This is a genomic window from Nitrospirales bacterium (genome assembly GCA_031315865.1).
Lineage (GTDB): Bacteria > Nitrospirota > Nitrospiria > Nitrospirales > UBA8639 > JAGQKC01.
This window is the reverse complement of the sequence record JALDRJ010000002.1, coordinates 3,170,533-3,182,829: the sequence shown is the minus strand read 5'-3', so window position 1 is coordinate 3,182,829 and position 12,297 is coordinate 3,170,533. Positions and strand designations below refer to the sequence as shown.

The 12,297-nt window shown below is 49.0% G+C and carries 12 protein-coding genes; 7 read left to right on the top strand and 5 right to left on the bottom strand.

Annotation, left to right across the window (positions count from 1 at the left end; genetic code table 11):
* Nucleotides 1-54 precede the first annotated feature (54 nt).
* The 4 genes from coaE to MRJ96_14510 all read left to right on the top strand — a co-directional run bounded on the left by coaE (nucleotide 55) and on the right by MRJ96_14510 (nucleotide 4,153).
* A complete protein-coding gene (gene coaE / locus MRJ96_14525) occupies nucleotides 55-678 on the top strand; it encodes a dephospho-CoA kinase (protein MDR4502656.1) in 624 nt (207 codons plus the stop codon).
* Between the two features lie 80 nt (nucleotides 679-758).
* Entirely contained in the window at nucleotides 759-1,676 is a 918-nt protein-coding gene (trxB, locus tag MRJ96_14520) for a thioredoxin-disulfide reductase (protein ID MDR4502655.1), read from the top strand.
* 88 nt (nucleotides 1,677-1,764) lie between these two features.
* Complete coding sequence (gene thiI / locus MRJ96_14515) at nucleotides 1,765-2,943, top strand: tRNA 4-thiouridine(8) synthase ThiI (GenBank protein ID MDR4502654.1); 1,179 nt, start codon at nucleotides 1,765-1,767, stop codon at nucleotides 2,941-2,943.
* Nucleotides 2,944-2,989: 46 nt separating this feature from the next.
* A complete protein-coding gene (locus MRJ96_14510; protein ID MDR4502653.1) occupies nucleotides 2,990-4,153 on the top strand; it encodes a hypothetical protein in 1,164 nt (387 codons plus the stop codon).
* On the opposite strand, the gene MRJ96_14505 is transcribed toward MRJ96_14510, so the two are convergent.
* Both MRJ96_14505 and proC read right to left on the bottom strand, forming a co-directional pair.
* Nucleotides 4,101-4,295: a hypothetical protein gene (locus MRJ96_14505; GenBank protein ID MDR4502652.1), complete on the bottom strand. Its 195-nt coding sequence runs from the start codon at nucleotides 4,293-4,295 to the stop codon at nucleotides 4,101-4,103. The genes MRJ96_14510 and MRJ96_14505 overlap by 53 nt on opposite strands.
* Nucleotides 4,296-4,327: 32 nt before the next feature.
* The gene (gene proC / locus MRJ96_14500) at nucleotides 4,328-5,236 is read right to left on the bottom strand and encodes a pyrroline-5-carboxylate reductase (protein MDR4502651.1); all 909 of its coding nucleotides are present in this window, start codon (nucleotides 5,234-5,236) and stop codon (nucleotides 4,328-4,330) included.
* Between the two features lie 130 nt (nucleotides 5,237-5,366).
* Here proC and MRJ96_14495 point away from each other — a divergent pair, with 130 nt between their 5' ends.
* From MRJ96_14495 to MRJ96_14485, 3 genes are all read left to right on the top strand, one after another.
* Entirely contained in the window at nucleotides 5,367-6,455 is a 1,089-nt protein-coding gene (locus MRJ96_14495) for a HEAT repeat domain-containing protein (protein ID MDR4502650.1), read from the top strand.
* A 23-nt stretch (nucleotides 6,456-6,478) separates the two neighbouring features.
* Nucleotides 6,479-7,582 carry a HEAT repeat domain-containing protein gene (locus tag MRJ96_14490; protein ID MDR4502649.1) on the top strand — a complete coding sequence of 368 codons (1,104 nt, stop codon included), beginning with the start codon at nucleotides 6,479-6,481 and terminating at the stop codon, nucleotides 7,580-7,582.
* Between the two features lie 113 nt (nucleotides 7,583-7,695).
* A complete protein-coding gene (locus tag MRJ96_14485) occupies nucleotides 7,696-8,241 on the top strand; it encodes a hypothetical protein (protein ID MDR4502648.1) in 546 nt (181 codons plus the stop codon).
* 359 nt (nucleotides 8,242-8,600) lie between these two features.
* Here MRJ96_14485 and MRJ96_14480 read toward each other — a convergent pair whose 3' ends face one another.
* From MRJ96_14480 to MRJ96_14470, 3 genes are all read right to left on the bottom strand, one after another.
* Complete coding sequence (locus tag MRJ96_14480; GenBank protein MDR4502647.1) at nucleotides 8,601-9,857, bottom strand: S1 family peptidase; 1,257 nt, start codon at nucleotides 9,855-9,857, stop codon at nucleotides 8,601-8,603.
* A gap of 159 nt (nucleotides 9,858-10,016) precedes the next feature.
* Nucleotides 10,017-11,336 (bottom strand): sphingomyelin phosphodiesterase, encoded by a 1,320-nt coding sequence (locus MRJ96_14475; GenBank protein ID MDR4502646.1) that lies wholly within the window; start codon nucleotides 11,334-11,336, stop codon nucleotides 10,017-10,019.
* 336 nt (nucleotides 11,337-11,672) lie between these two features.
* Nucleotides 11,673-12,287: a hypothetical protein gene (locus tag MRJ96_14470; GenBank protein MDR4502645.1), complete on the bottom strand. Its 615-nt coding sequence runs from the start codon at nucleotides 12,285-12,287 to the stop codon at nucleotides 11,673-11,675.
* Nucleotides 12,288-12,297: the final 10 nt, after the last annotated feature.

The following is a 12,297-nucleotide window of genomic DNA, read 5'->3' as shown; positions in this document are numbered from 1 at the left end:
AATTATTGAATGGGTTGGGGGCTAGCCTTGGACATTGTCGGCAAGAAAAATCATATGCTAAGGTGCGATATGCTCTTGGTGGGCTTAACGGGAGGATTGGCGTCTGGAAAGACGACGATTGCACAGCTTTTTCAGCAACTTGGAGCGCAAATCATCGATGCGGACCAGATCGCTCGGCAGGTCGTTTGTCCCAAGCGCTCGGCCTGGAAGGAAATCGTCAGGATATTTGGGCGCGATGTGCTCACGTCGGATAACCAGGTAAATCGATCGGCTTTAGCTCATGTCGTCTTTCATACTCCGGCAAAGCTCAAGCAGCTGACCGATATTCTTTATCCTCGCGTGGCTCGAGAACAAGCGCGTCTCACGCAACGTCTCTACCGGGAGAATCGGGATGTCGTGATTATCTATGAAGCCGCCATGCTCATTGAATCTGGCGCGTTCAAACGCATGGATCGGATTATTGTCGTCATGACCACTCAACACACTCAAATTCAACGCGCCACTCAACGGACGAGCATGTCGAAGGCTGAAGCGCGACGGCGGATACGTTGCCAGCTGCCGGTTGCTGAAAAACTGCAATATGCCGATCATGTCATCGACGGCACATTGCCTCGTGATCAATTACGGCGTGTCGTCCGGCAGCTCTATGCAGAATTTCAAGACGTCGCAAAACAGTGAGTCATGAATAATGGTCGTATTGGCGTTCCTCCCTTTCATTCTGGAAACATGGGAGTCTTAACCTAAGGAGTCATGTCATCATGCAGAACGTTGTGATCTTAGGATCGGGCCCTGCCGGGCTGACGGCAGCCTTGTACACCGCTCGTGCCAATTTATCTCCACTTTTAATTGACGGCTCTCAGCCCGGTGGCCAATTGACCATCACGACTGACGTCGAGAACTATCCTGGGTTTCCCAAAGGCATCATGGGCCCTCAGTTAATCATGGATATGCGGGCACAGGCTGAGCGTTTTGGGACGAGCTTTCGACAGGGCCACGTGAGCAAGGTTGACCTGACTCAGCGGCCTTTTACCCTGACCGTGGATGACGAAGAAACACTCCAGGCTCAGACTCTTATCATTTCAACCGGAGCATCCGCCAATCTACTGGGTTTGCCATCGGAAAGCCGGCTGATGGGCCATGGCGTCTCAACCTGTGCCACGTGCGATGGCTTCTTTTTTCGAGGGAAAGAAATCGTCGTGGTCGGTGGTGGCGACAGCGCGATGGAGGAAGCCAACTTTCTTACGAAGTTCGCGACGAAGGTGACGGTGATTCATCGGCGAGATACATTACGGGCATCCAAGATCATGCAAGACCGCGCAGCGAAAAATGAAAAAATCGCCTTTCGTTGGAATGCAGCCGTTGAAGAAATGCTCGGAGACGATGTAGTCACTGGGATTCGGCTGCGTGACGTCAAGACTGATCGAACGGATGATTTGCCCTGTGCCGGAATTTTCGTCGCCATCGGCCATACACCCAATACAAGCCTGTTTAAGGGCATGTTGAACATGGATGAAGCCGGCTATCTCGTCACCAAGCCGCATAGCTCCGCGACCAACATACCTGGAGTCTTCGCGGCAGGCGATGTACAAGATTCTCATTACCGGCAAGCCATTACGGCCGCAGGGTCTGGGTGCATGGCCGCTATAGATGCCGAACGTTTTCTCGAAAATCAATGATGATGCGCTAAGCAACGCACCTGAGAATTATTGACGATAGGACGGTTTTTCAATAAAGACGGGTCTTTGACGTCTTACGCTTCATGAGATGTTTCACGCGCTTGTTCATTACCACGAAGTCGCCCTGAAAGGACGAAACCGGGGGTTTTTTGAGCAGCGTCTCGTTCATCACTTGCGATCAGCCTTAAAAGATATCCCCGGACTGCGGGTGGATGCGTTACCAGGTCGCATCCGAGTGAGCTTTCCGGAGGAACAGTCTCAGGGTAAAATTCGTGAGACGCTCACTCGAACATTCGGGATTACCAATTTTCTCTTTGCTCGATCGGCTCCGGTCCTCTATACCTCACCAGACCTCACGGCGTTAAAATCAGCGATTCAACAAGACCTTCCCGCCAATGGGTTTCACTCGTTTCGCGTACTCACGAAACGCGCTGAAAAGCGATTTCCCAAAACCTCAATGGATATTGATCGTGAGATTGGCGCGTATCTTTGCGATCTAACCGGAAAACGCGTTAATCTCACAGAACCCGACCTGACCATTCATGTTGAACTCCTGAAACAAGAAGCCTATTACGGTTTTGCCAAGGAATCCGGGCCTGGGGGACTTCCTGTTGGGACCGGGGGAACCGTGCTTTGCTTGATTTCTGGGGGTATCGATTCACCCGTGGCTGCCTACCGCATGATCAAGCGGGGATGTCGTGCGGGCTTTATCCATTTTCACGGTCGCCCCTATCTCTCACGCGCGTCGGAAGAAAAAGTACGCGATCTGGTGACGTTGCTGACGCGTCATCAGCTTTCCTCCAAACTACATCTTATTCCATTCGGAGACATACAAAAACAAATTGTGTTGGGAGCGCCCGCGCCTATTCGAGTCGTCTTGTACCGGCGCATGATGTTGAGGATCGCCGAGGCGCTGGCAAAGCGAGAAGATATGTGGGGCTTGGTCACTGGCGACAGTCTTGGCCAGGTCGCGTCTCAAACGCCCGGTAATATTCAAGTGGTGAGTGAGGTCACTCCCCTCCCCATTCTTCGCCCCTTGATTGGAATGGATAAAAGCGAAATTACTGAGCAAGCTCAGGCGATCGGCTCATTTGAAATTTCGATCGAGCCTGATCAAGATTGTTGTACGCTCTTCGTTCCACGTCATCCCGATACGCGGGCTCGGCTGACTGAAGTGACGCAAGTCGAGCAGCGTCTCGATATCACAGGCATGGTGCGGCAAGGACTCGAGCAGGCCGACCTCGCTGAATTTACGTTTCCCGACTAGGAGACGAACGGGACGGACTGAACGGGTAAGGCATGGTGAGTGACCTATGACGGCCTATTCCCTTTGCTTGTTTCTCTTCTGCTTGTTTACATTACCGTTGATTGGGGTGTGGCTTTCTGGACAATTGGTCCTGAGTTTTCTTGAGTTTCCCCCTCGGCCAATAGCAGGAAGCCTCAGTGACGTGTCTTGGGTCTTGTTCTTCGCCTCTTCTCTAGGCATTCTCGGGATGCTTACTCCGTTTGTGCTGCGACTGCTGACATTTCGACCAGCAGCACAACATCATTCAACACAACAGACGTTTTCACTCTGGGGGTGGGCATCGATGGCAAGCCTCCTTATCTTTTGGATTCTGGCTTGGACTCGATTTTCCTGGATGGGCGAATTCCAACTCCACACCTTCACGCCCTTGTGGCTGAGCTATATCGTGCTGGTCAATGCCCTGACTGACAGGCGAACGCAACATTGCCTTCTCCGCGATTATCCTACGTGCTTCCTCGGTTTGTTTCCGCTCAGCGCGATGTATTGGTGGGTGTTTGAGTATCTCAATCGGTTCGCTCAGAATTGGCATTACGTTCCTCAAGTCGACGTTGATGGGCTGACCTATTTTCTCGTTGGGAGTCTTTCGTTTTCGACCGTTCTTCCCGCAGTGTACTGTACCTATGAATGGTTGCAGTCTTTTCCCCGGCTCAGTCAACCCTTTCAATCCTGGAGGGCGGTCCCTGTTCGAAGTCACGAAACCTGGAGATGGTTTTTCGTCGCCTTGGCCTGTCTTGGTTTGATCGGGATTGGCCTCTGGCCAAAATTGCTGTATCCCCTGATCTGGCTCTCACCACTGCTCTTGCTTCTTGGTCTGCAAAAATCACAAAACCGAGACGCGTGGGTTAGGATGTTGGGGCGGGGGGATTGGCGGCCAATCGTGATTCCGTCTATGGCGGGCTTACTGTGCGGTCTACTGTGGGAGCTGTGGAATTCTCAGAGTCTGGCGCATTGGGAATATTCGATTCCCTATCTCCATGCCTATCAAATCTTTGAAATGCCCGTCTTGGGTTATGCAGGGTATGTCCCGTTCGGTTTAGCCTGTGTGATATGCGCACAGCTTCTGGCGACCTCCGGGATTTGGAAAAGTTCTCGTGAGAAGTTGAGCCGCAAGAAAACCGTTAGCCTGAAGATGGCTTGGCAAACACCGTGGCATCACACGAAAAATATTTAATCTGCTTGAGCGGAATGATCGTCACTTCTCGAGGAGTATCGATCTCGAGAATTTCCATATCATCGCTGATCGTATGACGAACAGCATCCTTGACGTCTAATTCTTTGTTGTCGGTAAACACGACTTTTATCCAATACTGCACGTTGTGCTCCTTTCACAGAAACACGGTGTAATTTAAGAACCCAATTCTTGTGATCTTCTCGTGGCCGCTTCTACCGCGTTCATCAAGGTGGCCCGTATCCTTCCCCGTTCCAGTTCGTGAAGTCCGGCTATCGTGGTTCCGCCTGGAGAAGCCACCCGGTCTTTGAGGATTCCGGGATGCTCTCCACTCTCGGTCAGAAGCTTTGCTGTGCCAAGCACGGTCTGCACGGCAAGGGTTTGGGCGATGTGCCGGGGAAGTCCCATCCGGACTCCTCCATCAGCCAGAGCCTCGATCATCACATACACGTAGGCCGGTCCACTCCCACTCAATCCGGTTACCGCATCCATTAATTTTTCTTCGATCACGACGACTTTTCCAGAGGCCTGAAAAATTTCCTGGGCGATCGCGAGCTGAGCTTCAGTGGTGTAGTCTCCCCCGGCCAGAGCTGTCGCTCCTTCAAGGACGAGAGCCGGCGTGTTTGGCATGGCCCGAATCACGGCAGTGCGTGATGGGAGAGTCTGTTGAATCTTCGAGAGGGGAAAGCCTGCAGCGACGGAAATCACAAGATGGGAGTCCTTAACGTGTGACTTGATCTCCGACAATACCTCAGGAAGAACTTGAGGTTTGACGGCTAACACGATGATATCCGCCCTCTGGACGGCTTTGGCGTTACGACTTTCTCCCCCTATGCCATACGTCTGTTCGAACAGTATCAAGCGATCCTTTGAGACATCTGTCACAAAGATTGCGTTTGCTTGAAATGTTCTAGCTTTGAGTAGCCCTGCTATCAGAGCTTCAGACATGTTGCCTGCGCCGATGAACGCGATTTTCGAATCTTTTGGCATGGTGGCGAGTATACCCTGCTCGTGACGGGGGTTCAACTCAGCGCCTTGCCCTTTACAACTATGGCGTCGCGAGGACCATGAGATAACACTCAACATGAGTTGCTGCCATTGTCCGGGGAAGGTAATATTTAACTGAAAAGAAACACAGGAACGACGTGTTATGATTTTAAATACCTCTTACTACCTAATCATGGTCGGAACAACAACCTTCGCCAGGAGGATTTGTATGAGAACCGTCCTTCTTATCATTCTCTGTCTTGCCGTACAGGTTTCATCAGCCGATGCACGTAGGGCCCATCTCACAGCCGAACAACAAGAACAGCTTAAAAAGATCCAGACCATTTACCTGCAGGTGTTAGCGTTAACTGAAAAAGGGCCGTATCAGACGGATGAATTCACGGAAATTATTTCGCGTCGACTCAAACGACTCAACTATGAAGTCGTCCATCAACGCGACCAACCGCATGACGTTGAGCTGAAAGTAAAATGTGAAGAACGAAAGACATGGGCTGGGACGACGGCCGCGGGAGGAGATGCGGAACTACCTGATGCGCCTTCCCGGTTATGGAAAGGGCCGGCCTGTCTCTTTTCCTATTACCTCAACGGTCGTGACTTGGGGTGGTACAAAGAAATTCGGACATCGTTTGAAGACTCACTGGAGGCCGCCAAGAAAGCCGGGAGTTCCGATAGCAGTGTTTTTGCCATGAAAAAACTGGAAGAACGGATTCGGGAATATGAATTCCCAGTCTTATTGGCAGCCGAATGGGGACAAGTTGATCTCCTGATTCAGCTCTTGGATAATCCACAGACGAATAAACTCCTCAAGCTCCGTGTCCTCTCTGTCCTGAGTGAATTGAATGCGGCGGAGGCGTTGCCTCAACTGACCAAAATTCTTGCCAACAAAGATCTTCAACAAGAAGCCATTACCGCCTTGGCTGGCACAGGACAAGACTCGATTCCCCTCCTCATCGATTTATTCCAACACACCAAGCAGGATACCATTCGCGCCGAAGCCGCCAAAGCCTTAGGGACCATTGCCGCTACGAGCGGAGACCCAAGAGCGATCCCGCCTCTGGTGAAATACCTTCAAGCAGCGCTTACGAAAATGGAAACGTCTGAAGACATTAATTTCCCGGTCTTGACACAAGTCGTCTGGGCTATCGGGAAGTTGCGCGATGATATGTCCATGGAGCCGATGCGGCAGTTACAAAAAAAGGTCTGGCTCATTTACGATAATTCTCAATCCATGACAGAATTACGGGAAGCCACCAACTGGAGCTATAAACAACTCGATTTAGATGGTCATATCAGCTAATGATCCGCCAGAGAGGGGGGAAAATGAGACGTGGGATCTCCTTAGTACTTATCGGCTTTTTTCTGACTTTTTTTTGTATTACTGACGTCTCCGCCAGACGAAATTATTTCACGGAGGAACAAAAAAGCGAACTCGTCAAGGCCAATGCTATCTATGTAAATGTTTTGGCGTTAACTGAGCGCGGACGTGGCGATGGCACACCGATAGTCAGCCTCGTTTCTGATCGGCTCAAACAACTGGGGTACGCCATCGTCACTGATCGTAAGGAGCCTCATGACGTTGAATTTCGCGTGAAGTGTGAAGAACGAAAAAAGGGAGGAGGGACGACAAGAGCCGGCGGTGATGCCGATCATCCCGATAATCCGGCTCGTCTCTGGAAGGGGCCCGCGTGTTTGTTTGCCTATTATCTGAACGGGGAAGATTCAGGCTGGCAAAAAGAGGTACGGACCGACTTCGAAGATGCTGATGCTGCAGCCAAAGCCGCGAACGCGAAAAAGTCAGGCCCCTACGCGTTGAGCCAGTTAACCAAGAAGCTGAAAGAGTATGATTTCCCCGTGAAACTCGCTGCGGAATGGGGGCAAGATTATCGATTATTAGCGTTGCTCGACGACCCTAGCACCCCCAAAAACCGAAAAGTGACGGTGCTCTCGGTCATGACAAACTTACAATCTCATAAGGCCCTGCCCTATTTAAAAGACATTCTGAAAGATAAGGATCTTGCCCTAGATGGCATTGCTGCCGTGACAACAACTGGCAGTGACGGAATTCCCTTGCTCACGGAAATCTTTAATGACTCGAAAGAAGAGTCAAACATCAGAGCCGCCGCGGCAAAGGGATTAGGCAAGATCGGCGCCGCGACGGGAAATCCATCGATCACGCCCCCGATTTTGGACTATCTCATCAATAATCTGAAGCAGATGGAAACGTCGAAGGACATAGATTTTCCTGTCCTGACCGAAGTGGTGTGGAGCTTGGGTCGCCTGCGCAATGAGAAGTCAATTGCACCCATGCGAGAACTAGAAAAAAGGGTGTGGCTCATTTATGACACCTCGAATGAAATGACCGAGCTTCGTGATGCCGTTAATTGGACCGTCAAGCAAATCGATATGGACGGACAAATCCAATAACACGACTCGTGTCGAGGTTCCGAGGTTCTCGTTTTTCATTTCACAAGGGTTTGGTTTGCCTCTCCCTTCGGGGAGAGGAGCCGTTACATACCATCGAGATGCCAGCTGATGTGATGTCGCGAATAGTGTTTCGGAGCCCATCCACTTTTGTTGCTGTCACCCTTGCCTTCTTATTCATGACGACCAGTTTTCTTGCATCTTTCGCCCAAGAAACGGGGAATCAGGCCGAAATGGAACGTCTTGAACGTCAGGCAAGTGAATTAGTAGCTGATGGAGATTCAGGTGGAGCGGCTCTGGCGATCGGGAAGGCCGCGATGATGGCCGGGATTATGGCAAGGCAAGAATCCGAAAAGTCTGCTAAAGATGTTTTTTTAGGGATTGAAGCCTTGTTCCGAACTCAAGAACATGGCTATCGCGCCATCGCGCTCTTCGAGCAAGCTGGCGGCCAGCCTCCCGCACCGACCGGCGCCTGTCAACTTCTCAGTCTTGCCACACAACATAGCCATAACGCACAAACAGTGTTTTCGAATATGCCAATTTCCAATCAATCTGATTCAACTCATATATCCCACCGATACTTTGCACAGGCCCAAGAATGGACAGAAATCATTCGGGAACTGCAAACAGACTTTGCCTGCTCTGCACTCATTCCTCATTGACGGCTTGTGTCGTAGTGGTCCACATCCGATATCTAAGAACAGGCTCATACCCAAAGAGTACGGCAATATGACGAGGAACAGGCCTAAGGCAAACACAGGTGGGATGTGAGGAAATTTTTCGAAGCATTCCAAGGCTCTAGGGAAATTCCATAGATACCCACGTCCCTACGGACGTGGTACTTGAAGAATTCAAGCTACGCTTGTCCAGTGCTCATGAATCGGAGGCACTGGACCTTGCTCTCATCCCGCCCTTCCCGACGGGGAGTTCTCGCTAAATTAAAAGTCAAGGGACAACCATACTCTAGTTCTCCTATTTTGACAGCTTACGTGACTGAATATTTGCTTTCGTGTTAATCCCTTTAGTGAGGGCCACCCTCAGAAGAAGGATCCAGCACATAACCTTCTAATCTGACAAACCGATAGTCAGGACTCAGGTTTTCTCCACGTTCACCTTTCTCCCGGTGTTGAGTTGTCACCCAATTGTCCATTCTTGATGGGCTATACCAGCTATACAGTGGTACAACACCAGAACGACGATCAAGGGAAGGTGGATAGATGTATCCCTCTATTCGCACGAAACGATAATTGGGAGATAATCCTTCTCTTCTCTGAGCAGCGATAAAATGTTGACTTGTTGTCCAATTATCGCCACGATCAGGAGAGTACCATTTATGAAGCGGAATCGTTCCTTCTGGTTGTGGACGATCAGGGCTAAAAATTATCCCCTCTATCCTCGTAAAACCATAGTCAGGGCTCTGAGTATCTCCTTGGCACCCTTGCCACGCCTTGTTCGCAGTCGTGGAATTATCATTTCGGCTTCGGCTGTACCACGAGACTAAAGGAACCGTTGGACTACGATCGAGTGCTTGTGCTCGAATTTGAGAGCAGGCGCTCGAGGCCAAATGCTGTTTCAGAAAGGAAGAAATATCTGGCTCCTCTGTTCTCCTCCCATCATCATGGACGGTTATTGCTCCTGCCTGTAAAAATGTTGGAACATACCGACCACCATTTCCCTCTGTTCCTTGCGCTACGCCAACCAACCACTCGCCCCCTCGGGAATCCATCCAGTACAAAGGACCACCGGAGTCACCAGCTCGGACTTGACTGCCATTCACACATATCTTGTCCGCTTGAATGGCTTGAAAGGTGTAACAAGGAAATTGCCTGAAGATTGCAGATCCTGATCGCCTAAGGGCAGGTGCACCCGCAGTAGCAGAGAGCATTCCCCAACCTACTTGCCGAAAAGATTGTCTTGACCAAGAAATTCCTACAGGGGCATCAAGAAGAACTTTCTTAGGAATTGCTACCTGTGAATTGACTGGAGACTCCAAAGCCAGTAGCGCAATGTCTGCTCCATCGAGAATCGAAAAATATGTAGCTTTAAGAACAAGTCGAAAGTTTTCTCGATCATACCCAAACCCAATTTCACTGGTCCTGCGATTTTCTAGGACAGTGGTGGAGTACCACTGTCCATCCTCGGCCTCGAATCCAGAGGGTCGGTTTACGCAATGCCCAGCCGTGATTACTATATCCGATTTAATCAATGTGCCGGTACATCCTCCAACCCAAACGCTCGAATTCGCTTCGGCATTATCCTCATCGATAGTATTACTCACTAATGGTGCTACTTGCCTTCCAGTCTCAGCAGACAGCCAAGCAGGAAAGAGAGAAACAGTGAAACCTAAAACGAGGTGACATGCAAACGAAGACTTCGACATAGTTCTCCCTCCTTCTGGAGATTGCCCAACATTCCAATGATGACACTTCAGCCCTGCTCACAATAGTGGCCCTGCAAATAAAGGAACGTAAAAGGAAGGATTCCAGGCATCAAAATGATAACTGGCATAGACTGGAAAATGGTCTGATAAATCCCACATCGCCTTTTCATGGGGAAATTCCTTCCATTCGTCATTTGATCGAAGCATACGAACTTCCGCGAAAGATGACTCATCCGGTTTCATATGGCTCGTTGAATACAACACGTAGTCAACATAGGTTCGAGAGCCTTCATTCAATTTATTAATGACACCATCATCAGTATAGGAATGTCCCCTCAATTGCTTCTCAGGCAAGTAGTCAGCTCCGAGGATAGCAAGCATCTCTTTGTACTCATCGGTGTCTTTCCGTATATTCATATCTCCGGCGAAGAGAACAGGCTCCGTTTGGGGAATTTGTTGAGCATCAAGAAAATTTCTGATGATTTGAAGTTGTTGCTTTTGAATTTTCCAGTCTCCAGCGTTTAAGTGAGTCCCGAAAATATGAAAGAAATTATTTTCATTTTCTTTACTCACTTTGTTTATCTTCACATAAAGAACTCCTTTATCAGCCCCGCAATCATTACCTGAGCATACATCTTTAAATAATTGCTGCTTTTGGGAAACAAGAGGCCATTTACTGACAGTCACCACCCCACCATTCCACTCCAGGCCTCGTTGACTTCCTAAGACTCTTGATTGATAGGGGTAACTCTTTTTGAGACGATCAAGTAATTCTGTGCGAACTCCCCCATCAAAGGCTTCCTGAAAAACAATCATGTCATAGCCAGGGATCTTATCTGGAATCATCTTGGCTCGAATCATCTGTCCATTTAAACGAAATGCTCCTCGCGCCGACCTAGGTCTCATGTAAATGTTATACGTCAGAATATTTAGGTGCGACCGATTCCACTCATCCGACAATTTTTCCGGTACGTTTGTCGGCAAGGGATATTCCTCTTGAAAGACGTACTCCACATTGTCGTCTCCACCGGTAAAATAAGCCCAGTATTTGACGTTCCATTGATGGTCGCCAATGTTCATGCTCGCATTCCACTTCTTACGGTCATCATGCCAATCGTGTTGCTCATTTGCCTGATCTCTAACTGACTGCCACATGTGGCTACCAATTGTACTGCCGTGAAGCTTGAGGCGGAGCGCGAAGTTTTCAGGAAACTGTCTGATCGTGTCCTTCGTTTTCGGATTCTTGACGATGACCTCGGTCGTAAAATGGTAGGTATGATTATCCGTTACACCGTCATCTCTGTTAGTTTTGTAGATTTCTGCACGCTCCCCAGGTAGTACATATGTTGACTTTCTTTTCCAGTATTCACTTCCCAATTCACTAGTCGTGTTCAATTCCAGGGATTTCGTGGTATTGTTCTGAACGACAACAGTCGTCTTAGCAGAAACAGGAGTCTGAAGCAGACAACCGAGGTAAAACCCAACGAACAGAACAAGTAAAAGAATTGTCCTGAATTTTCGACGGTCAATCATGTATCTCTCCTTGTGAATGTGCTATGTCTCATATAAGGTAAAACATGTTGTGAGATAGCAGGATCGTATGACTTATCTTGCCGTAGAAAGAAGGTCTCATTTTGACTGAAATCCTACGATGTGATCCTCCCTAAGCAGACCTCCATCTTCAATCAACACTTTTCTTTGGTGCCTTCAATCTTATGGCCTTATATCTAACCTTAAAAGATGGCCTTTCGGTGAGTCTCGATTCCGCAAATCAAAATCAACCCACAAGGTTTTTCCTGCAAGGAGCGCAGCCAAGGCTAATGATTGAATTCGATTCACTCCTGAAGGGCCGAAGTCCGATTCACGAACTATGAGCAACTTTTCCTCATCAGCCCTCATAGGACCACCTTTGCCAGTGAATTTGGCTTGAATGCCTATATCCGTCTTGGGGGCCTGACTTTTGTCGATCGTGATGATTTGGACCTTCGCATAGCCACTAAATGTTTCAGCATGAAGTGGGTGAAAATAGAAAGCAGTACAGAAAAAAGTAATACCGAGCAAGACGATCATTTTTTTTGTAAGCATAAAGCGCTCCTTTGTTTTAATGAGATAAGAAATTGTTGGAACAGAATCTCTATTACCCTTGCCAAACCAGATAAAACTAACGAATCTACAACATAAACCCTCTACGAACGTTCTTATTCTTTTGCGTGAAGTAGATACATCATCTGGCAGCAAAATTGGGGACGCGATCGAACCTGACACATCAAGGACCCAACACTGGCATGAAGCTGCTAACGAATAATCCCCTTTGACGATCGTACTCACTATGTGCCAA

What these genes read in the sequence shown, in the direction of transcription:
- thiI (MDR4502654.1), top strand. Translation starts at nt 1,765, where the DNA reads ATGTTTCACGCGCTTGTTCATTACCACGAAGTCGCCCTGAAAGGACGA.
- MRJ96_14495 (MDR4502650.1), top strand. Translation starts at nt 5,367, where the DNA reads ATGAGAACCGTCCTTCTTATCATTCTCTGTCTTGCCGTACAGGTTTCA.
- MRJ96_14485 (MDR4502648.1), top strand. Translation starts at nt 7,696, where the DNA reads ATGTCGCGAATAGTGTTTCGGAGCCCATCCACTTTTGTTGCTGTCACC.
- MRJ96_14490 (MDR4502649.1), top strand. Translation starts at nt 6,479, where the DNA reads ATGAGACGTGGGATCTCCTTAGTACTTATCGGCTTTTTTCTGACTTTT.
- MRJ96_14510 (MDR4502653.1), top strand. Translation starts at nt 2,990, where the DNA reads ATGACGGCCTATTCCCTTTGCTTGTTTCTCTTCTGCTTGTTTACATTA.
- coaE (MDR4502656.1), top strand. Translation starts at nt 55, where the DNA reads ATGCTAAGGTGCGATATGCTCTTGGTGGGCTTAACGGGAGGATTGGCG.
- proC (MDR4502651.1), bottom strand. Translation starts at nt 5,236, where the DNA reads ATGTTGAGTGTTATCTCATGGTCCTCGCGACGCCATAGTTGTAAAGGG.
- trxB (MDR4502655.1), top strand. Translation starts at nt 759, where the DNA reads ATGCAGAACGTTGTGATCTTAGGATCGGGCCCTGCCGGGCTGACGGCA.